Annotated in this window: 19 protein-coding genes; 6 read left to right on the top strand and 13 right to left on the bottom strand. The window is 71.1% G+C overall.

Annotated features, from left to right (window positions below; genetic code table 11):
- Positions 1-11: 11 nt before the first annotated feature.
- The 3 genes from EPO52_RS15210 to EPO52_RS15200 are packed head-to-tail and all read right to left on the bottom strand — an operon-like array spanning position 12 to position 4,178.
- Entirely contained in the window at positions 12-3,098 is a 3,087-nt protein-coding gene (locus tag EPO52_RS15210; RefSeq protein WP_290808046.1) for a DUF2207 domain-containing protein, read from the bottom strand.
- 10 nt (positions 3,099-3,108) lie between these two features.
- Complete coding sequence (locus EPO52_RS15205) at positions 3,109-3,840, bottom strand: hypothetical protein (RefSeq protein ID WP_290808043.1); 732 nt, start codon at positions 3,838-3,840, stop codon at positions 3,109-3,111.
- A 50-nt stretch (positions 3,841-3,890) separates the two neighbouring features.
- A complete protein-coding gene (locus EPO52_RS15200) occupies positions 3,891-4,178 on the bottom strand; it encodes a hypothetical protein (RefSeq protein WP_290808041.1) in 288 nt (95 codons plus the stop codon).
- Between the two features lie 23 nt (positions 4,179-4,201).
- On the opposite strand from EPO52_RS15200, the gene EPO52_RS15195 reads away from it, so the two are divergent.
- From EPO52_RS15195 to EPO52_RS15180, 4 genes are all read left to right on the top strand, one after another.
- The gene (locus EPO52_RS15195; RefSeq protein WP_363340542.1) at positions 4,202-4,666 is read left to right on the top strand and encodes a MarR family transcriptional regulator; all 465 of its coding nucleotides are present in this window, start codon (positions 4,202-4,204) and stop codon (positions 4,664-4,666) included.
- A gap of 42 nt (positions 4,667-4,708) precedes the next feature.
- On the top strand, positions 4,709-6,364 hold the full coding sequence (locus EPO52_RS15190; protein ID WP_290808038.1) for an ABC-F family ATP-binding cassette domain-containing protein: 1,656 nt from the start codon (positions 4,709-4,711) through the stop codon (positions 6,362-6,364).
- Between the two features lie 105 nt (positions 6,365-6,469).
- On the top strand, positions 6,470-7,435 hold the full coding sequence (locus EPO52_RS15185) for a DUF2599 domain-containing protein (protein ID WP_290808035.1): 966 nt from the start codon (positions 6,470-6,472) through the stop codon (positions 7,433-7,435).
- Positions 7,436-7,444: 9 nt separating this feature from the next.
- Positions 7,445-7,666, top strand: coding sequence for a hypothetical protein (locus EPO52_RS15180; RefSeq protein ID WP_290808032.1), 222 nt, complete (start codon positions 7,445-7,447; stop codon positions 7,664-7,666).
- A 72-nt stretch (positions 7,667-7,738) separates the two neighbouring features.
- On the opposite strand, the gene EPO52_RS15175 is transcribed toward EPO52_RS15180, so the two are convergent.
- Positions 7,739-7,978 (bottom strand): hypothetical protein, encoded by a 240-nt coding sequence (locus tag EPO52_RS15175; RefSeq protein ID WP_290808029.1) that lies wholly within the window; start codon positions 7,976-7,978, stop codon positions 7,739-7,741.
- Between the two features lie 74 nt (positions 7,979-8,052).
- Between EPO52_RS15175 and EPO52_RS15170 the strand changes: the two genes are divergently transcribed.
- Together EPO52_RS15170 and EPO52_RS15165 are read left to right on the top strand one after the other, a co-directional pair.
- On the top strand, positions 8,053-8,751 hold the full coding sequence (locus tag EPO52_RS15170; RefSeq protein ID WP_290808026.1) for a DUF4190 domain-containing protein: 699 nt from the start codon (positions 8,053-8,055) through the stop codon (positions 8,749-8,751).
- An 83-nt stretch (positions 8,752-8,834) separates the two neighbouring features.
- Complete coding sequence (locus EPO52_RS15165) at positions 8,835-9,308, top strand: PGPGW domain-containing protein (RefSeq protein ID WP_290808023.1); 474 nt, start codon at positions 8,835-8,837, stop codon at positions 9,306-9,308.
- 138 nt (positions 9,309-9,446) lie between these two features.
- Here EPO52_RS15165 and EPO52_RS15160 read toward each other — a convergent pair whose 3' ends face one another.
- The 9 genes from EPO52_RS15160 to EPO52_RS15120 all read right to left on the bottom strand — a co-directional run bounded on the left by EPO52_RS15160 (position 9,447) and on the right by EPO52_RS15120 (position 19,577).
- On the bottom strand, positions 9,447-9,851 hold the full coding sequence (locus EPO52_RS15160; protein WP_290808020.1) for a VOC family protein: 405 nt from the start codon (positions 9,849-9,851) through the stop codon (positions 9,447-9,449).
- Positions 9,852-9,928: 77 nt separating this feature from the next.
- Positions 9,929-10,348 (bottom strand): helix-turn-helix transcriptional regulator, encoded by a 420-nt coding sequence (locus tag EPO52_RS15155; protein WP_290808017.1) that lies wholly within the window; start codon positions 10,346-10,348, stop codon positions 9,929-9,931.
- Positions 10,349-10,526: 178 nt separating this feature from the next.
- The gene (locus EPO52_RS15150; RefSeq protein ID WP_290808014.1) at positions 10,527-11,297 is read right to left on the bottom strand and encodes a lysophospholipid acyltransferase family protein; all 771 of its coding nucleotides are present in this window, start codon (positions 11,295-11,297) and stop codon (positions 10,527-10,529) included.
- Positions 11,298-11,432: 135 nt separating this feature from the next.
- Positions 11,433-12,101, bottom strand: coding sequence for a hypothetical protein (locus EPO52_RS15145; RefSeq protein ID WP_290808011.1), 669 nt, complete (start codon positions 12,099-12,101; stop codon positions 11,433-11,435).
- The gene (locus tag EPO52_RS15140; protein WP_290808008.1) at positions 12,098-12,658 is read right to left on the bottom strand and encodes a hypothetical protein; all 561 of its coding nucleotides are present in this window, start codon (positions 12,656-12,658) and stop codon (positions 12,098-12,100) included. Before EPO52_RS15140 ends, EPO52_RS15145 begins: the two co-directional genes overlap by 4 nt.
- A complete protein-coding gene (locus EPO52_RS15135; protein ID WP_290808006.1) occupies positions 12,651-14,249 on the bottom strand; it encodes a hypothetical protein in 1,599 nt (532 codons plus the stop codon). Before EPO52_RS15135 ends, EPO52_RS15140 begins: the two co-directional genes overlap by 8 nt.
- The gene (locus tag EPO52_RS15130; RefSeq protein WP_290808002.1) at positions 14,242-14,532 is read right to left on the bottom strand and encodes a hypothetical protein; all 291 of its coding nucleotides are present in this window, start codon (positions 14,530-14,532) and stop codon (positions 14,242-14,244) included. The genes EPO52_RS15135 and EPO52_RS15130 overlap by 8 nt, the downstream gene beginning before the upstream one ends.
- 3 nt (positions 14,533-14,535) lie before the next feature.
- A complete protein-coding gene (locus tag EPO52_RS15125) occupies positions 14,536-14,832 on the bottom strand; it encodes a WXG100 family type VII secretion target (RefSeq protein ID WP_290807999.1) in 297 nt (98 codons plus the stop codon).
- A gap of 47 nt (positions 14,833-14,879) precedes the next feature.
- Complete coding sequence (locus tag EPO52_RS15120; protein ID WP_290807996.1) at positions 14,880-19,577, bottom strand: FtsK/SpoIIIE domain-containing protein; 4,698 nt, start codon at positions 19,575-19,577, stop codon at positions 14,880-14,882.
- Positions 19,578-19,661 lie beyond the last annotated feature (84 nt).

The raw sequence follows: 19,661 nt of genomic DNA, 5'->3' as shown, positions 1-19,661 counted from the left end.
AGCCGGCCGCCCTACGGGCGGCGGGGCGGCGGGGCGGTCTCGCCGCGGGTCATCACGAGGCTGAGCACGCCACCGACGATGCCCGCGAGCCCCGCGAGCGCGAGCGGCGGGAACTCCTGCCAGTCGTCGGGCATGTCGGATGTGGCCCAGACGAACAGCCAGACCGCGGAGACCGCGGAGCCGGTGCCGAGCCACCAGGCCAGGTCGCGCAGGAAGCCCGGCCGGGTGCGCCGCGATCCCCGCCGCGCGGCAGCGAGCAGGCTCACGAGACCGAGCAGGAGCGCGAACACGCCGAGGGAGACGACCACCACCATCGGCAGCACGCCGCGGAGATCGGCGGCGGACAGGGCCGAGGCATCCGGGCCGGTGAAGGTGCCCGCGGGGAAGTCGAGCATGGCGCCGAGGTCGTCGACCCTCAGCTCGAACGGATAGCCGGTGTCGACATCGTCGTGCAGGTCGAGGGCGTAGGTCGTCCGGCCGCCGGAGGCGCTGCTCGACTCGGAGGTGCCCTGGTCGCCCACCACGTCGGCGAGGGTGCCGAACGGCAGCACCGAGTCCTCCCACTGGCGCGGGCTCTCGGCGGAGTCGGTGTCGACGGTGATCCACCCCGCAGCCAGGGCTGTCGTCGCCAGGTCGTCGGGCACGGTGAGCGAGATCGTGAGCGGTGACGGGGCCGGGTCCTCCCACGACGAGCTGTCGTCCCAGTCCTCGAGCAGAGCGACCCAGCGCAGGCGGTCGACCGTCGCGGCATCCGAGCTGAGCCCGGAGCCGTGCGCTGCGACCACCGGGGAATCGACGGCGTACCCGATCTCGATGTCGTGCGTGCCGCTCAGCACCTGTGCGAACGTGGTGGTGAGCAGGAGCGAGTCGCCTTCACGCACCGTCGTGTAGCCGGCATCCGCTCCGTCGAGGCGCACGGATTCGATGCGCAGGCCGAGATCCTGGCCGTCGAGTTCGGCCGGCCACTGCCGGGCGAACTGCGGCACCTCGGAGCTCTCCTCCGACGAGAAGTCGACCGTCAGCGTCTCCGTGACGGCCAGTGAGGCACGGCCGGTGTCGTCGTGGCTGAGCGACGCTGCCGCATCGAACGCGTCGACATGGTTCCAGTAGGTGCCCGGGATGTCTCCCGAGTTCGCGCTGTAATCGGGGGAGCGGGGATAGGGGTTCGGCAGCACGGCCGCCGCCGTGATCGACCCCGCCACCAGCAGCACCGCGAACACCCGCACGAGGATGCGCGGCCAGCTGAGGAAGTCGCGCGTGCGCCATCCGCTCGAGGCTCCGTCTCCCGCGCCGGCATTCCCGCCCGCGACGCCCGCGACGGCCGGCTCCGCCTCGATCAGAGCCAGCACACGTCGCCCGGCGTCGCGCGGCTCGACCTCGAGCACGGCATAGGGGAGCACCGGATCGCGCAGCGTGGTGCGGTCGAGCAGCGACGTGCGCGAGGCGTACACCGCGATTCCCCGCAGATGCTGCTTGACGAGGGCACCGGTCTTCGTGAGCGGGCGTGCCGAGAGGGCGATCACCAGAATGATCAGCGCGAAGGCGGAGGAGAGCAGCACGAACGCGGCCGGCCACCAGACCACCGCGAGCGTGGTCTGGTGCGAGAGCTGGCGCACGAGCCCCCACTGCACCAGGGTGAGCGCGATCGGGGCGGCGATGAAGAGGTCGCGCACGAAGCCCGTCGGCACCCGCCGCAGCCCGCGACCCAGCTGGGCCGCGTGCTCCGGCGCGCGGAGGTAGGCGATACCTGCGCGCAGCAGGTCGCCGATGCGGCCGGTGCGCTGCGCGGCGCGCGCTGCGGCCCGCAGACGATCGGAGGGGATGCCCGCTGGCGCGCGGCGGGCGCGTCCGCGGCTTCGAGAAGCTCTCCCACCACGGCCGCCGCCATCGCCTCCGCCGCCCCGCAGATCTGCGAGGGCCGATGCCAGCTCCCGCGTTCTCGGGGTGCGCAGGATCTGCGCGGCCAGGCGCGCGGACACGCCATCCGGCGGCTCGGACTGGGCGACGAACCAGGGTCGCCCGCGCTCGTCGCTCCACGCCACCGCGCGGGCGGCGAGCGCCAGCAGCAGAGTGATCGCGAGGAACGCCAGCGGCAGCAGCGGCCCGAAGCTCTGCAGCAGGAAGAGCGGGGTGGGCGGCGGCATGGTGAAGGTGCCCGACTCGAAGGGCAGCGTGAAGCCGGCGGACGCGTGCGGCGGCATGTTCTGGTCGTTCGTGAAGCCGTAGGTCACCGTGCCGGGCGGGCTCGGGTTGTCGGGGTCGAGCCAGGAACCGGCGCTCAGCAGGGTCCAGGCGAGGTAGCCGCGGGGCTGGCGGAGCAGCTGGGCGTCCAGATCGTCGGGGAGGGTGATGCTCACATCGAGCGCGGAGAACGCCTGCGGCCATGACGGGCCGAACACGTCCCAGGCCAGCAGGTCGACCGGGGCGCCGGTGGCCTCGTCGGTCGAGGTGTAGGCGAGGTCGTGCAGCTGGTAGCGGATCACGAACTGATGGTCGCCATCGAGGCGCGTACCGGCCGCGGAATCGAGCGTGAGCGTCAGCTGGTCGGAACTCTCGGACGAACGGATGTCGGCCGGCTCGCCGTCGATCGTGGCCTCGATGCCCGTGGGAGAGAGAGCGTGCCCCTGGTACTGCGTGGGCAGCACGCGCACGATGCCGGTCTCGTCGACGTCGTCGGGGAAAAGAGCACCGATCGTCTCCACGACATCCGCCACCAGCCGGCCGTCGTCGGTGCGGCCGATCGTGTAGTCGACGTCGAAGTCGCGGGCGATCCACCGGTCGGTGGCGCTCGAGGCCGAGTCGGTGATGTCGTCGAGCGTCATCGGGGGATTGATCACCGAACCGACCAGCAGGATGCCTCCGGCCAGGCCCACGACGCCCCAGAACGCCCAGAGTGCACCCCGCAGGCGACGACCGCCGTGCGAGCGGAGCCAGGCCTCGAGCGCCAGGAGCCAGCGGGAGAGCAGAGCCCAGAGCGGGGTGTGCCGGGGCGCCGGGTCATCGATACGGTCGTCGGGCCGGGTCTCCCGGGGAGCGATCGACTCTTCGAGGGCGGAGGGCTCCGTGCCGTCGCCGTGCTCGCCGTGTTCCCCCGTCATCCTCTCGATCCTAGGTCGACGGCGTGAGATCCGGCACGGGGAACAACGACGGCTGGTCGCGCTCCGGCGGATCCGGGAGGATCAGCTCCCGGTCGCCGAGGGGGGAGGAGAGGAGTACCCGCACGATCCTCAGTTCGGTGGCCTTCGGTGTGACGCCGAGACGCGTGCTGCTCGCCCCGCAGGTGATGACGATGCCCTTCGACAGGGTGTTGCCGATCCCCGTCACGGAGACGGTGACGGATTCATCCGTCTCGTCGACGAGCACCGGGCCGGGGCGGCAGCCGCCCGCGTGCACCGCCAGCACGAGGTCGCCGTCGGCGACATCGCCCCCGAGATCGCCCACGGGATCCGTGCCCACGACCGCCGACTTCCACACGCGGAGGCCCTGCTCGGTCCCGGGGTAGCCGGCCAGGGTCGCTTCGACGTCGGTGACCTCCTGCACGGCGGGATCGAGCTCGATCTCCAGGTCGCCCACCGCGCTGTATTGACCGATGTCCCACGCCTCCTTGAGCGATTCGCGGGTCTGCGCCTGGGCCTGGGCCACGAAGAACCACACCGCCAGACCCGCGGCGGCCACGAGCAGAACGACGCCGGAGACGCGCGTGTACGTGATCCACGCCTGGCTCGGTTCGGCTCGGTCTCCGTCGCGGAGCTGCCAGCGCGAGCCGAACAGCATGGCGCGGGGAGGGGCGAGAAGGCACCACAGACCCGCTAGGGCGGCGACCGCAGCGATGACGAGCATCCGTTCAACCTATCGGGATGCGCCGTCGAGCGGTGTTCCGACTGTGTCTCTCAGGCGGGGCAGTGCAGCTGCGTGCGCTCTCCCGAGCGGTCGATCTCGTGCAGGTTCATCGACTTGCCGCACAGGGGGCAGCGGGGGTCGGCGGGTGGCACGTAGGCCTCCTCGGGCCTGCCGATGCCCACCTGGGCGGGGCCGGTGAACGTGAAGACGATGCGGTTCAGCTTGTTGATGAAGCCCGGCTTGCCGTCGAAGGGGTTCATGGGGTTCGGCGTGCGCCCGCCGCTCTTCGGAGCCGGCGTCGGCGCACCGGGGGCAGCCTCATCTTTCCTTCGTGTCATAACGATTAGTATACTAATCAATTGTGACGGATGGACACCTCGAGAAGATCGATCTGCTGGCCCTCGATCGGCAGCTGTGCTTCGCACTGGCTGTGGCGTCGCGCTCGGTGATCGGGGCCTACAAGCCGATCCTCGAACCGTTGGGGCTCACGCATCCGCAATACCTCGTGATGCTCGCCCTCTGGGAGCGGGAGCCGCGGTCGCTCTCCGATCTCGCCGAGGTGCTGCGGCTCGAACCCGCCACCCTGTCTCCCCTGCTGAAACGGCTCGAGTCGGCGGGGCTGGTGACCCGCCAGCGCTCGGCCGACGACGAGCGCCATCTCGCGGTGCGTCTCACGCCGGCCGGTCAGTCGTTGCGCACCCAAGCCGAGACGGTGCCCCCTCAGGTGGTGGCGGCGCTCGGGGTCGATCTCGACGAACTCGTGGAGCTGCAGGCGCGCCTCACGGCCGTCATCGAGCGGATCGCCCCGCTCCGCGCCGCCACCTGAGTCGCGGCCGGGAGGGGCGGCTGGATGCGAGAGCATTGAGGTATGACCGCAACACTCGTCGCCAAAGGCCTCGCCGGAGGGCATGACCACCGCACCCTGTTCAGCGAGCTCGATCTGGTGGTGGCGCCCGGCGACGTCGTGGGGGTCGTGGGCGCGAACGGCGCCGGCAAGTCGACGCTGCTGCGCATCCTGGCCGGCATCGACGAACCGCAGGAGGGCAGCGTGAGCCTCGCGCCGGCCGACGCCTTCATCGGCTGGCTGCCCCAGGAGCACGAGCGGGTCGAGGGCGAGACCGTCGCCGCCTACGTCGGGCGGCGCACGGGAACCGCCACCGCCACCGCCGAGATGGATGCCGCGGCCGCGGCCCTGGGTGAACCGGCGCCGACCGAACCCGGCGCCGCCGACCCGGCCGACGTGTACTCGGCCGCCCTCGATCGGTGGCTCGCCAGCGGCGCCGCCGATCTGGAGGAACGGCTGCCGGTGGTGCTCGCCGAGTTGGGGCTGGAGCTCTCATCCGATGCGCTGATGACCTCGCTCTCGGGCGGGCAGGCCGCCCGGGTCGGACTCGCGGCTCTGCTGCTCTCCCGGTTCGACATCGTGCTGCTCGACGAACCCACCAACGATCTCGATCTCGACGGGCTCGCCCGGCTCGAGGCGTTCGTCCGGGGCCTGCGCGGTGGTGTGGTGCTCGTGAGTCACGACCGCGAGTTCCTGGCGTCGAGCGTGACGCGGGTGCTCGAGCTCGATCTGGCGCAGGGCAGCAACCGCATCTACGGCGGCGGCTACGACGCCTACCTCGAGGAGCGCGAAACCGCCCGGCGGCACGCGCGCGAGGAGTACGACGAGTTCGCCGAGAAGAAGGCCGATCTGGTGGGGCGCGCCCGCACGCAGCGCGAGTGGTCGAGCCAGGGCGTGCGCAACGCGATGAAGAAGTCACCCGACAACGACAAGATCCGCCGGCGCGCCGCAACCGAGTCGAGCGAGAAGCAGGCGCAGAAGGTGCGGCAGATGGAGAGTCGCATCGCGCGGCTCGACGAGGTGGAGGAGCCGCGCAAGGAGTGGCAGCTGCAGTTCACCATCGGATCGGCGCCCCGCTCGTCGTCGGTGGTGTCGACGTTGTCGGCGGCATCCGTCGCGCAGGGCTCGTTCACGCTCGGGCCGGTGTCGTTGCAGGTGGATGCGGGCGACCGCATCGGCATCACGGGGCCGAACGGGGCGGGAAAGTCGACGCTGCTGCGGCTGCTGCTCGGGCGGGTCGCGCCGACGGAGGGGATGGCGAGCCTCGGGGCATCCGTCGCCATCGGCGAGATCGATCAGGCGAGGGCCGTGCTCGCCGGCTCGGCGTCGCTCGCGTCGAGCTTCGAGGCGCAGGTGCCGGAGTGGCCGGTGGCGGAGGTGCGCACGCTGCTGGCGAAGTTCGGGCTGAAGGCCGACCACGTGAGCCGCCCGGTCGACGAGCTGTCGCCGGGGGAGCGCACCCGCGCCGGGCTGGCCCTGCTGCAGGCGCGCGGCGTCAACCTGCTCGTGCTCGACGAGCCCACGAACCACCTCGATCTCGCGGCGATCGAGCAGCTCGAGGAGGCGCTCGAGTCGTACACCGGCACGCTGTTGCTCGTGACGCACGACCGGCGGATGCTCTCGACGGTGCGTCTGAACCGGCACTGGCACGTGGAGGCGGGCCAGGTCGTCGAGACCTGAGCGCCATAGCTATTTGGACCCCGGCTTCACGCGGATGCTGACAAATACTCGAATATGTGAGATGCTCTCTTCTACTCGGGGGAGCGGGCTCTGAAAGGAGCTCTTGTGCGATTCCGAGTAACCCCGTTCCTCGCAGTGGCTGTGGTCGTCGGCACCGCCCTGTACAGCGCCCCTCCCGCTTTCGCCTCGGCGCCTGTCGATCCGACTGCAGACGCCTTGGCGGCGCTCACCGAGTCGGCGTCGGTCGGGAGTGTGCAGTCTGTGCTCTCCGATCTCGTCGAAGAGCCGTTCGACAACGGGCAGAGTTCTGGTCTCCACGCGTCTATCGCGGGATCCGAGATTTCGTTGCCAACCGATTCACTGCGGCCGGTGCGTCTCGCGTCGGCAGGCCACGTGATCGAGGTGACCCTGCCTGCTGCAACCACGGCTGCCCGCCCGCACGTCACGGGCCGAGGAATCGTGGTCTACGACAACGCTGGATTCAGCACCGTGCCGTTGGTCAAGACAGATGCTTCCATTCAGTTCACGACCGTCATCCACGACGCCTCGGCACCACTCTCGTACTCCTACTCGTTCGGCAACGCCTCCCTTGAACTGCAACCCGATGGGCTCGTGACCGTGCGCGACGCGCGCGGGGAGCTGGAAGGAATCATCGGCGCCGCGTGGGCCACCGACGGGGCGCAGCGGACCGTGGCAACGCACTACGTGATCGATGGGCCGATTCTGACTCAGGTCGTCGAGCATGCCGGCGCACAGTACCCTGTCGTCGCCGATCCATATCTCGGCCTAGCCCAGATCGACTCGATCAGAAACGCGTATCGCGACCCGCGAGGTGTGACCAAGGTCGTCACTCCCACGGCGTGGGGTCGGCTGAACGGCAACAACCCCACCGCGGTGAATGGGATGCGTGACGAGTACTTCTCGAAGGTCTCGAGCCCGTACCGCACCAACGGGATGTGGTGGCAACTCGGCTGCCACATGCAGTTCGCGCCGCTCAAGAGCGAGTGGAACCTCGACAGCTACATCGTGCGCGGCTCCTACGCCGACTACGTCGCGCACGGATGCAACTAGGAGCGTGACATGATCCGGCCATCAGGAGGGCGGTGGGCTGCTGGTCTCGCTATCGCCGGAGCCACCATCGCCCTGATCAGCGCCGTGGCAATGGTGGCGGCGGGCTATCTGCTCGATGAGCAGCGCATCCCACCGATCAGCCTCGTTCCGCTGTTCGTGTCGCTAGGCATCGGAGTGCTGACGTCAATGGTGGGCGTGGTCCTGCTCGTGGTCGCCGTGATCAGGCGCTGATCGTGACCGGCGTCGTGCTTGCGCACCATGACTTCCCCACCGGGGTCCTCCGCACAGCGTGCCGGAGCGGGTTCAAGCCTCGGGGGAGTCGGGATCCGCGTCGGGGGTGATGCGGGCGATGAACGCGTCGAAGGCCGCCTGGGGCTTGGCCTGGTCGTCGAACGGGTCGCCCGGGACGGAGTCTGCGGGCTGAGTCGACCACGCGCCGCCCGGCTCGCGGGTGATCGTCGCCAGCAGTGCTCCGCTCGGCTTGTCGTGGATCTCGAACGCGTGCATCTCGGTCTGGGTCATCTTGTAGTCGCTCTTGTCCATCAGCGGTCTCCGCATCGTCGTGGCGTAGCCGGAGACTATCGGACGCCGCCGAGAGTCTCTGGCATCATCGGATCATGAGCTATTCGCCGCCGCCCGCCTATCCGACGACGCCTCAGCCCGTTCCGCCGCCCGGATCGCCGAAGCGGCGCAACACGTTCGGGCTCGTCGCGCTCATCCTGGCGATCGTCGCATTCGTCGGCGCGTTCATCCCGTTCTTCAACTACGTCGCCGGTCTCATCGCCCTCGTCGCGCTCGTGCTCGGCATCATCGCGCTCTTCATCAAGGGCCGGGGCCGGGGCACGGCCATCGCCGGTCTCATCATCGGGTTCATCGCGCTCCTCGTCGCGATCGTTCTCGCCATCGTCTACACGTTCGTGTTCTTCGGCAACCTCGCCACGAGCATCGGCTCCGGCTCCGGCTCCGGCTCGAGCGGCACCGGCATCGACGGCAGCACCCGCCAGATCTCGCTGATCTACCAGGTCGGCGGCACCGGATCCGACGTCTCGGTGAGCTACACCACCTACGCCGACGGCATCTCGGCGACGCAGCAGCAGACCGGCCAGACCCTCCCGTTCGAGCAGGAGTACACCGTGGGCACGGGCGGCGCCGCCACCTACAACAGCTACACACTCACCGCCACCAACGGTGCGGTCGACGGCGACGTCACGTGCCGCATCATCCTCGACGGCACGGTCGTGGCCGAGCAGACGAGCACGGGCTCGTACTCCACCGCCAGCTGCACCGCGAGCGGCACGGCGATCCTGCCGAAATAGGGCGGGCGTGCTCCTCCCGGGAATCCGCCCGATGAATGGTGCTGCGGCGGCCCGATCACGGCGATCCTTCTTAGGCTGGGAGCATGAGCGAGTCACGCAGGCCTGAGACCATCGTCATCCAGCCGAGTGAGCCGAGCGCCGGATCGTCGGCGACTCCGCCGTCCTCGTCGAAGGCCTCTTCGCAGGATGACGTCGCAACCGCCGCGAAGAACCTCGGCCGCGCGGTCGGCCGGGCCGCAGGTCGCACCGCCGGCAAGGCGGCGCACGGGGCACGCGAGCGCATCCGCCGTAACCCCACTACGAACGCGGTGTACCGCACGGGCGTGGGTGTGGTCGGCGGGGGAACGGTCGCCCTCGGCGTCGTGATGATCCCGCTGCCCGGGCCCGGCGCTCTGGTGGCTCTCGGAGGCCTCGGCATCCTGTCGACCGAGTTCGAGGGCGCCAAGAAGGCCCGCACGAAGGCGAGCTCGGCCGCCAAGAAGGCCGTCGACGTGGCGAAGGATGCGCGCGACCGCCGCCGCGCCGCGAAAGCCGCCGCCGCTAACTCCGCCGACTAGCCGGACTCGCCGGTGCCGGTCCGTCGCCGCAGCCCGGCAGCGACGACCCCGGCTGCACCTGCCGTCGCACTCCCACGGTCGGCCGCACGGGAGGGTGTCGACCGGTTGTGGTCAGGGCGGGAGGGGCCCGCGCCCGCGTCAGGCCTGGCTGATGCGCACCAGGTTGCCCGCCGGGTCGCGGAACGCCGCATCGCGCACACCCCAGAACTGATCGGTGGGCTCCTGCAGGATCTCCGCGTCGCCCGCGGCCTGCACCCTCTCGAAGAGAGTGTCGAGGTCGTCGGTGCGGAAGAGCACGCCCGGCAGCTCGCCCTTCGCGAGCAGCGCCGCGCGGGCGTCGCCGTCCTCCTGCGAGACCCCCGCGTGCGGCTGCGAGAGCACGATCTCGACCTCGGGCTGGTCGGGGGTCGAGAGCGTGACCCACGTGAATCCGTCGTTGGCCACCTGGTTGCGCACTTCGAGACCGAGGATGTCGCGGTAGAAGGCGAGTGCGGCATCGGGGTCGTCGACGAGCACGTGAACGTGGCTGAGTGAAATGGTCATGGCCTCACGGTAGTGAGACAGATCGACGGATGCTTCTCCGATCCTGCTCGACCTGGTGCGTCGCTCCGGCGGAGCGGCTACCCGGTGCCCGCCCGCGCGAGGTCGCGTCGGGGGCGGCCGAGGATCATGGCCGCGCATCCGGGAACCACCAGGATGTCGTCGTGATCCCGCGCCCGGTAGGCGCTCGGCGTCTCGCCCACGATCTCGGTGAAGCGCGAGCTGAAGGAGCCGAGGCTCGAGCAGCCCACGGCGAAGCACGCGTCGGTGACACTAGATCCCTGCCGCAGCAGCGCCTTGGCGCGCTCGATGCGCCGCGTCATGAGGTGCGAGTAGGGGGTCTCGCCGTAGGCCTCGCGGAAGCGGCGGCTGAAATGGGCTGTCGACATGAGCGCGGTGCGGGCGAGGGCCGGCACATCGAGGGGCCGCGCGAACTCGCGGTCCATCCGGTCGCGGGCGCGGCGGAGCCGCCGCAGCTCCTCGAGGTTCGCACCGCTCATGGCTCCATTATGGTTGCGGGGCGCAGGAGTTGTCGGCCGCATCGGTCGCATTCAGCGCGTGGCACGGAAACGACGGAGTCTCGCAGCGGATGACGGAAACGAAGGAGTCTCAGGGCGGATTCGTCGTCGGACTCCGTCGTTTCCTCCGGCAGGGTCGGGCGGTGGTGGCGCTGCGGCGTCAGCCCGCTGCGGCTGCGGCGCGGCGCTCGGCGCGGGCCGCGTCGGCGGCGGCGGCCTCCTCGGGGGTGGGCGCCGAGCCGCCGAGGTGGCGGGGCTGCCACCACTGGCCGCTGCCGTCCTGCGCGTAGTCGCGCTGCAGAGTGTCGGAGAGGTGCGTGAGCGTCTCCCGCAGAGCGGCGGTGGCGGTGGCCACGTCGTCGGCCGGTGTCACGGTGATCGGCGCGCCGAACGCGAAGTCGACCTCCACGCCGAAGCGGTCGCGCATCCGGATCGTGCGGTTCTTGGTGAGCAGCCGCTGACCGCCCCACACGGCCACAGGGATGATGGGCACGCCGGCCTCTGCGGCGAGCCGCACGGCTCCCGACTTGAGTTCGCGCACGGTGAAGCTCGCGCTCACACCGGCTTCGGGGAACACCCCGATGATCTCGCCCCGTTTCAGCGCCGCCACCGCCTGCGCATACGCGTCGCCGCCGGCCGACATGTCGACCTCGATGTGCTTCATGCTCCGCAGCAGGCCGCCCACCACGGGCTTGTCGAAGGCGCGCTTCGTAGCCATGAACCGCACCCGGCGTCGGTTGTGCAGCCAGGTCTGCCACTCCACCAGCGCGAACTCGAGGTAGCCGAAGTGCGTCATGGCGTAGACGGCACCTCCCGTGGCCGGGATGTTCTCGAGCCCGGATGCGTGGCGTTTCAGCCGCCAGCTCGCGAAGAGCGCTCGGCCGAGACCGATGGCGAGGGTGTACACGGGTTCGGATGCACGGCGGGCCATGCGGCCCACCGTAGCGGGCCGACATGGGCGTTCACAGGGCATCCGCTGTGCTCTCGCTCGCGGGGAGGTCGAAGAAGTGGGCTTCCGGGGCCGATCCGGCGCACGTTCGAGGTGTCGGGGACGGGTGCGGGACGGTCAGGCGCGCGGGGTCCAGGTCAGGGTCGTCACCACGAGGTCGAAGAGGGACGCCAACTGCTCGGCCAGGTCGGGGAGGCCGCACGCGAACGAGAGGAGGAGGACGCGGTGCGACGGGGTGGCGATCCAGTAGTCGATCTCGACCGTGCGCACGCCCTCCTCCGGGCTGCCGGGCTCGGCCGTCACGATGCGGCGGCGCCGCACGGCGGCCCCGCACGGGAACGCGCGGTCGTCGTCGCCGAGGTTCTCGGCACCCGCATCGCTCGCCTCGGTGATGGTGCCGAGTACGCCCCTCAGCGCCTCGACCGGGTCATCGGATGCCCGGAGGGCGATCCGCGGCCAGTACACCGTGAGGGTCGCCGGCAGGGGCACGTCGGGCATCACCTCGCGGCAGAGGTGCAGCTGCACGGCACCGCTCGAGCGCGCCCGATCGGCGGCGTACAGGAACCTGGCTCGCAGCTCGGCACGCAGCCGGGCATCCTGATCGCGGCGACCGATGGTGGCGCTCACGATGTCGCCCACCGCGCGCTCGGTCTCGGCCGGGTCGGCCACCGGGATGGCCCACCACGTGCCGGGCAGTGCCACGTCGAAGCCGAACTCCGTCGAGCCGGTCGCCGCCCGGGAGGACGTGGGGTTCGCCTCGGGCCCGGCCTCGGGACTCGTGGTCATGCGGGGGTCCGTTTCAGGTCGATGGGAGGGGCGCTGAGCGTCAGAGTGGCGGCGATGGCGAGCCCGTCGGCGAGGAAGTCGTCGAAGGCGAGCAGGTCGGGACTCGAGAGGGTGAACTGCACAGCCACCTCCCCGCCGGGCGGAAAATACGTCACGAGCAGCCGCTGCTGCAGGGCCGGATGCCCGCCGGCCGCCGGCCGGAACACGTCGTGCACCACGACGCAGGGCAGGCCCGCGAGCTCCACCGTGTCGGCTTCGCGGCGCCAGAGCCGGTAGCCACCGGGAACCGCCCCCGATGTCGCCGCCGAGGGCGGAGGGGTCGGGCTCGATGCGTCGGGGCGCTCGCTCAGCGCACGGGCCAGCAACTGCTCCACCGTGATGCCGCGCCGCGGCCGCACCTCGATCGAGGCGATCGCCCTCACGAGCTGGGCGCCGGTGGCGGCCTCCCGGGGCGCGAACACGAAGCGGCGCCGGGCACTCGCCGCCGCATCCGGAGCCGCAGGCACCTCGCTCCAGCCCTCCGGGAAGCGCAGTGTGAAGCCGACCTGCTCAGCCACGGGAGGCACCACCCGTCGTCGCCAGCAGTTTCGGGTCGGTGCTCGAGTCGTAGGCGCGCTGTGCGAGTCCGCCGAACTCGTCGCCGATCGCGTGCGCCACCGAGTCGCCACCGGGCAGGCCGCCGATCACATCGGCGAGCTGCTTCTGCACCGCTCCACCGATGGTCTCACCGACGTCGGGCCCGCCGAGCACCTGGCCCAGGTCGTGCGAGAGATGCGACGAGACGCCATCCAGCCCCTGTCCGAGCAGCGGCCCGAGGGCGTCGCTCGAGGCCTGCGAGAGCGCATTCGACACGGAGTCGCGCACCTGCCCGACCGTGTCGGCGATCGAAGAACCCACGTCGTAGACGGAGTCGTACACGCTCCCCAACGCCGACGCACCAGGCCGCGCGATCCCCCCGATCGCATCGACGAGATTCCCGAGGCCGCTCGCCTGAACGCCCTCCGCGAAGTCGGCCCCCACCTTCTCGCCGAGCCCGGTCATCGTGTCCGTGAAGCCCTCGAGGTCTGAGCCGAAGGCGTTGTCGAGGAAGTCGCCCGCGATCGGGTCGAGCGATTCGTAGAGCGAGCGCGCCTCGGCGCTGCCGAGATCCAGCACGCCGTCGACGACCGTGTCGGTGACCGACTCCACCGCCGAGGTCACCGCCTGTTTCGCGATCTCGCCGATGGCCGAGCTCGCGGCGCTGCCGAGCGCCTGCGTGGCTCCGGATGCGGCCGCTCGCGCCGCCGCCCCCAGCGCGCTGCCGAGCGCCGCCCCGCCGAATGCGGCGAGAACCGCGACGCCCGCGAGCACGAGGTCGAGCAGGTGGAACCCGTTCATCGCGAACTGCAGCAGCGCCAGGATGGCGATCGCGATGTTCACCACCTGCGCATAGAGGAACAGCGCCGCCGAGATCACCGCCAGCAGCGGGAAGAACACAGCGAGCACCGCGAACACCACGGCGAGCACCGTCAGCACGAGCGACACGATCTTGAGCACCACCGAGACGATGTTCGCCACCAGTTTCACGATGTCGAACAGGTCGCCGAGGTCGTCCCAGAAGCTGTCGTTGAGGTCGCCGAACTCGTTGCCGTCGTGAATGCGGGATGCGGCCGCTCGCGCGGCCTGGTGCATCAGGTCGCGGGCGGCGTTCCACTCCGACTCGGCCTGGCTCATCTGCTGGGCGAGCGCGTCCCACTCCTGGTGCAGCTGCTGAGCGTGCGCGATCGCCAGAACCTGGTCGGGGCCGGGCGCCTGGGCCTGCCGGTCGGCGTCCTCGACCTGGTAGCGCAAGGCGTTCGCGCGATCGACGAGATCGCGGTTCATCGCCGTGAGCGCATTCGCGCGGTCGTGCGCCTCGCGCATGGGGGTGGCGTAGTCGAGCAGCGCCTGGGCCGCCTCCGAGTAGCGGTGGTGGGCCTCGGTGATGGTGCCCGCCGCATCCGCCGCCGACCCCACGATGGCGTCGACGGCCTGGCTGCGGAAGCGGTCGCTCGAGAGCTGCCGCAGCTGGTCGGCGGCCTGCGCGATGGCCTCGGCCGCGCGGAGATACTGGGTGGCGTCGCGCAGCACGATGTCGGGGTCGCCGGGGAGTGGGCCGAGATCAGCCATGCCGGCCCAGCAGACTCTTCACGAGCTCGGAGTCGAGCGTGTCGAACGCGTCGGTGATCATGTGCACGGCGTCGCTGATGTTGCGCACAGCCTCGAGCATGTCGTCACGGGTGTCCTCCCAGTCGTCGGCGAAGTCGATCACCACGCCCGCGAGGTCGCCGTCGCCCACCGCGTGCGACGTCGACCGGCTCATGCCACCGGCCGAGTCGAGCGTGTTCACGATGAGTTTCAGGGCGGAGTCGAGTTCGTGCAGCAGATCGGTGTCGACGCGCAGATCGGCCATCGCCTAGTTCCTGATGGCCTTGGCGAGCTCCTCGTCGGTCTTCTGCATGGCCTCGGAGGCCGAACGCAGGAACTGGGAGAGCCCCTGCAGTCCCTCGACGGCCTGCGTGGTGCCCGAGGTGAACTTCTCGTAGGTCTCGTCGAAGGCGCCGGAGGCCAGCTGGGTCTGGAACCCGCCCGCGACCAGCTGGTCGATGAGCCGGCGCAGATCGGTGAGGGTCGAGGTCATCTGGTCACGGCCCGCGTCGAGGCGCTGAGCGGCTTCGGTCATCTCCTCGTAGGTGACGTTGAGATTCGCCATGGTGGAACTCCTTCGTGGTGTCGGTGGTGCGGTTCTGTGGATGGGGACTACGTGCGGATCGTGAGCAGGGGAACGGAAGTGGAGTCGGTGGCGGCGGCCGGCAGCGGCAGCTGGAGGCGCACGGGTGTGCCCGCCACGTAGTAGCCGCGGCCGGGCGGGAACTCGGAGCGGGCCACCCGCGGCAGGCTCGTGCGCAGGATCGTCTCGCCCTCGGCGGGCTCGGGCTGCAGCAGGATGCCGCGGCGGGTGTTCTTGATCTCGGCGAACAGCGGCCACGACGACACCCAGGCGCTGGTCTCCGCCTCGGCGACGAGCAGGTGGTCGCTGCGCTTGACGGTCTTGATCAGGTCGACGAGAGGCGAGTCGGCCGGGGTCGAGAGGAAGTCGCCGAGGCTCTCGATGAGAACCACGATGCGGCCGGTGGAGGGGGCATCGGGGTCGGATGCGGTCACCTCGTCACGGAGGGTGCGGGCCAGGCCGGCTACGGCATCCGGGTCGGTGGCGGTGCCCGCCCAGTCGAAGGCGGAGACGAGCGACGAGCGGCGATGGCCGAGGTAGAACACCCGGATGGCGGGCTCCGCACGCTGCAGCGACTGAGCGAGCGCCAGCAGCGCGGAGCTGCGGCCGCTCGCCGGCGGGCCGGCCAGCACCATCGCCCCGGTCGGTTCGAAGCCCATGGGCGCGAGCGTGTCGTCCGAGACGCCGATGACGGGGCGGCCCGCGAGGTGGTGGGGCAGCGTCGCGATCGGGATCTCGGCGGGCAGGGAGCGCACCGGGGCGACATCCGGCACGCCGGCTGCGCGCATCCGCTCGGCGAGGGAGGTGACGGCGTCGGCCTGGGCGACGACGCTGCGCTCGCCGCCGAGCACGGCGACCTGCCCTTCGTGCCCGTCGATCACGGCGCGGCCCGCCGGCGAGGCGGCGGAGAGCACATCGTCGGGCACGTCGAGCATGAGGTAGGCCGAGTCGTCGGAGAGCCGCAGCACGACGCGGCGCGGCACCGAGGAGCTGACCGAGGTGGGCACGCTGCCCGGGCGGTCGGCCGTGAAGGCCACGTGCACCCCCAGCCGACGGCCCTCGGCGAGGATGCGCAGGAAGTCGGCATACCGCGCCGACCGCCCCGACGCCGCCTCCCAGTCGGTGCGGAACACGGGGAAGCCGTCGATGAGCAGCAGGATGCGCGGGGTCTCCGGCGCACCGGCGAGCGCCCGGTACTCGGCGATCGAACCGGCGTTGACCTCGGCGAAGAGCCGGCCTCGCTCGTCGAGCAGCTCGCCGAGTGTGCGGAGGAGGCGGGCCACGCGTTCGGAGTCGTCGCCCGCGATGACGGAGCCGACCTGGGGGAGCTGCTCGAGCATCCGCAGCCCGCCGCCGGCGAAGTCGAGCGCGTACACGTCGACGGGGCCGGATGCCGCGGCTCCCGAGATCCGGGCCAGTCCCGCGGCGGCGGCGAGGGTGCGCAGCAGCACGGTCTTGCCCGAGCCTCCGGTGCCGTAGACGGCGAGGTGGCCGTCGACGTCGGGCAGGAACGAGGCGATCGCCTGCTGCTGGTGCTCGGGCACGTCGGTGAGGGCGAGGGGGAGCGCGGCATCCGAGTCGACGTTCCACTCCGCGAGGTCGTAGGCGGGAGCGAGCTCGTCGAGCCACGGGCGCCTCGGGGGAACGACCTCTGCGGCGACCGCCGCCGTGCCGATGGTGGCCACGAGTCGTGCCTCGTCGGTGGGGCCGAGTTCGTCGGCCGTCGGGGTGGGCGTGCCCACACTGCGCGGCTCCCAGATGATCTCGGCGCCGAAGCGCAGTTCGGCCACTTTCACCGCCGCCCGCTCGGGGCCGCGCTTCGTCCACCCGCCGATGTAGGCGGTCTGGAACCCGGTGACCTTGCCCGGGCCCGTCTTCGCGATGCCGCGCCCCGGCACGGACGGATCGAAGCCCGCGGCCGTCTTGTCGCCGATGACGTCGGAGGAGTCGTGCTCGTCGGCCATCCGGAGCGCGACGCGCAGGTTGGTGTTGGCGCGCAGGTTGTCTTTGATCACGCCCGCCGGCCGTTGCGTGGCCATGATGAGGTGGATGCCGAGCGAGCGGCCGCGCTGAGCGATGTCGACCACGCCGTCGACGAACTCGGGCACGTCGGAGGCGAGCGCGGCGAACTCGTCGATCACCAGCACCAGGGCGGGCGGGCATTCGGGGTCGCCTCGCTTCTCGAGCTCGATCAGGTCTTTCGCCTTCTTGCGGCCGAGGAGGCGCTCACGGTACTGCAGCTCGGCGCGCAGGCTCGTGAGCGCTCGGCGCACGAGGTGCGGGCTGAGGTCGGTGACGAGACCCACGGAGTGCGGAAGCGCGACGCACTCGGCGAAGGCCGAGCCGCCCTTGTAGTCGACGAAGAGGAAGGTGACGCGGTCGGGGCTGTACTCCAGGGCCATGCCGAGCACCCAGGCCTGCAGGAACTCCGACTTGCCGGAGCCGGTCGTTCCGCCGACCAGTGCGTGTGGGCCCTGCGTGCGCAGGTCGAGGTGGAGGGAATCGGCACCGGCCACCCCCACGAGGGCACGGAGGCTGCCGGCGCGCCGCGGCGCCAGAGGCACCGCGAGAATCGGGGCGGGGGTTCCCTGATCGATCCGGCTGCCGTCACCGATCGATCCCGTGAGGGAGTCGTTCTGCTGCCACCGGTCGATCACCGCCGCAGCCGACTCGGCGACGTCCTGGCCCACGAGCGAGAGGAACGACACCGAGGGTGGCAGGTCGCTGGCATCCAGGATGCGGGCTCCCGAATCCACGAGGGGAGCCAGCCGCCGGGCCAGGGCAGTGGCCTGCGGCACGTCCACCCGCTCGGTGCGAACCCCGGTGACGACATCGCCGAGCCGGACGAGGGCGACCCGCGCGTCGTCGGTTCCGGTCGAGACGTCGATCCAGCTGCGACACACGGCGGGCAGATCGCGCGCGGTGGGCGCGATCCAGACGATGTGCACCTCGGCGTCGGCGGCGCGCTCCACCATCTGCACGAGCCGGGCGCGATCGACCGGCGCGTCGTCGGTGACGATCACCACGAGAGAGGGCGCGGGCCGGCCGGCGCTCGAACCGGCCGAGCCCGCGCGGCCCACCTTCTTCCCCTCGGCCAGAACGCTGTCGTCGTCGGCGATCGCACCGCGCTCGGATGCCGCACCGGCGGTGCGCGCCTCCACGAGCGCCTCGAGCGACGAGAGCAGCGCCTGTCCGGTGGCCGCGCTGTCGGCGAGGTGCACCTGGTCGCCGAGCGGGGACTGGGGCGACGAGGTGTGCGGCAGCCAGCCGAGCCAGGCGAACTCGGGCGACCAGGAGGCGCTCGTCAGGGCGGCGACGGCGACCTCGGCGGGGGAGTGCAGACCGATGAGCTGCACGAGGAGCGCGCGGGCGACATCCGCTGACGCCTCCCGACGGCCCGCGATGCCGATGGCACCGCTCGAGCGGGCGTTCTCGACCAGGGGCACATCCGCGATGCGCTCGAAGGGCGCGAGAGCCGCCTCGGCGCGAAGGCGCAGCTCGAGGATCGATCGCGCGTCGTCGCTCGATGCCTTCTCGACGGTGTTGCGGCTCTCGAGGGTGCCGAGGCCCAAGCGCACGGTGAGGAACGACCAGTGCTCGGGGCGGCGGGTCCAGAGCAGAGGTCCGAGCTGCATCGCGTCGGCGTAGACCTCGGCCGTGGCGGGCGCCTCGGACGCGCGGGCGGCTCGTTCCCGGGGCACCTCCTCGGCCAGCTCGACCGTGAGGTCGTGGAGTTCGGTGTCGAAGCGTTCGGTGTCCCGTTCGAGCCGGCGCCGGCGGTTCATGCCGCCGTCGACGTAGCTGCCGAGCACGAGGATGGGCGCGAGCGCCACGAACAGCAGGGCGAACGGGCTCTGGAAGAGCGCGTACATGGCCACGCCCGTGATGAGTGGCGCGACGAGCGAGATCCACGGGAAGCGCGCCTTGTCGGGCTCGGCCGGGGCGAGTGGCGTGGTGAAGGTGCGGCCCGGATAGCGCCGTTCCACCCGTGGTGCGCGATTGAAGGGCAGGATGCCGCCGCGCTCCGAGGGGCGCGTCTCGCGCGCGGTGCCCAGGTGCCGGAAGCCGAGCTCGGTGTCGCCGATCGTGACGGTCTGGTGCTCGTCGACGGCCACGCGGGTGACGATGCCACCGTCGATCAGCAGCCCGTTCGCGGAGTTGAGGTCGGCCACCTCGATGGTGTCGGTGACGATCACCTTCGCGTGCACTTTCGAGGCCAGGGGGTCGTGCAGCGTGATCGTGCACGAGGGGTCGCGGCCGATCGTGCTCTCACCGAGGGCGAGGGGGAACTCGCGGCCGGCATCCGGGCCCGAGATCACGCGTGCGATTGCGGCGGCGGGGGCTCCGGCAGCCGCCGACGGCCCCGGCGACGCGACCCGGGCGATACGGATGCTGTACCCCGAGCCGATCTCGGCCTCTCCGATCGGGGTCGACGGCGCCAGCGTCGTCTCGCGTGCGAAGGCCGGCGGCGAGGAGACGAGGGTGAACTCGGGGCGCGGCGGGACCGGCGGTGGCGAGACGGATGCGGTGGCCGGGAACGCCGGGGCGGTGGCGGAGCGGTCGGGGGCTCGCGGTGGCGGAGGTGCGGTCGTGGCCGGGAGGGGCATCGAGGTGTCGGCCAGTGCGATCGCGGTGGCGATGTCACCGACGGAGGCGGTGGCGTCGGTGGTCACCACGATGTCGGCGACGGAGGAGTCGGCCCGCTGCAGAGTGAATTTGAGCTTCACGGCCGCCCACCTCCGGCCGCGGATCCGCCCTGGGGCGCATCCGTCTGCCCGACGGCGACCCTCTCGGACGGGTCAGGGGCTCCC

Source organism: Herbiconiux sp. (assembly GCF_004297105.1).
Lineage (GTDB): Bacteria > Actinomycetota > Actinomycetes > Actinomycetales > Microbacteriaceae > Herbiconiux.
Note: the sequence above shows the minus strand (reverse complement) of the source record. Positions and strands in the feature narration are given on the sequence as shown.

Bases quoted from the DNA above. Each gene is read 5' to 3' on its own strand.
- EPO52_RS15160 (WP_290808020.1), bottom strand. From the start codon at position 9,851: ATGACCATTTCACTCAGCCACGTTCACGTGCTCGTCGACGACCCCGAT.
- EPO52_RS15130 (WP_290808002.1), bottom strand. From the start codon at position 14,532: ATGGCCGATCTGCGCGTCGACACCGATCTGCTGCACGAACTCGACTCC.
- EPO52_RS15170 (WP_290808026.1), top strand. From the start codon at position 8,053: ATGAGCTATTCGCCGCCGCCCGCCTATCCGACGACGCCTCAGCCCGTT.
- EPO52_RS15210 (WP_290808046.1), bottom strand. From the start codon at position 3,098: ATGACGGGGGAACACGGCGAGCACGGCGACGGCACGGAGCCCTCCGCC.
- EPO52_RS15135 (WP_290808006.1), bottom strand. From the start codon at position 14,249: ATGGCTGATCTCGGCCCACTCCCCGGCGACCCCGACATCGTGCTGCGC.
- EPO52_RS15200 (WP_290808041.1), bottom strand. From the start codon at position 4,178: ATGACACGAAGGAAAGATGAGGCTGCCCCCGGTGCGCCGACGCCGGCT.
- EPO52_RS15205 (WP_290808043.1), bottom strand. From the start codon at position 3,840: ATGCTCGTCATCGCTGCGGTCGCCGCCCTAGCGGGTCTGTGGTGCCTT.
- EPO52_RS15180 (WP_290808032.1), top strand. From the start codon at position 7,445: ATGATCCGGCCATCAGGAGGGCGGTGGGCTGCTGGTCTCGCTATCGCC.
- EPO52_RS15155 (WP_290808017.1), bottom strand. From the start codon at position 10,348: ATGAGCGGTGCGAACCTCGAGGAGCTGCGGCGGCTCCGCCGCGCCCGC.
- EPO52_RS15145 (WP_290808011.1), bottom strand. From the start codon at position 12,101: ATGACCACGAGTCCCGAGGCCGGGCCCGAGGCGAACCCCACGTCCTCC.
- EPO52_RS15175 (WP_290808029.1), bottom strand. From the start codon at position 7,978: ATGGACAAGAGCGACTACAAGATGACCCAGACCGAGATGCACGCGTTC.
- EPO52_RS15165 (WP_290808023.1), top strand. From the start codon at position 8,835: ATGAGCGAGTCACGCAGGCCTGAGACCATCGTCATCCAGCCGAGTGAG.
- EPO52_RS15190 (WP_290808038.1), top strand. From the start codon at position 4,709: ATGACCGCAACACTCGTCGCCAAAGGCCTCGCCGGAGGGCATGACCAC.
- EPO52_RS15125 (WP_290807999.1), bottom strand. From the start codon at position 14,832: ATGGCGAATCTCAACGTCACCTACGAGGAGATGACCGAAGCCGCTCAG.
- EPO52_RS15150 (WP_290808014.1), bottom strand. From the start codon at position 11,297: ATGGCCCGCCGTGCATCCGAACCCGTGTACACCCTCGCCATCGGTCTC.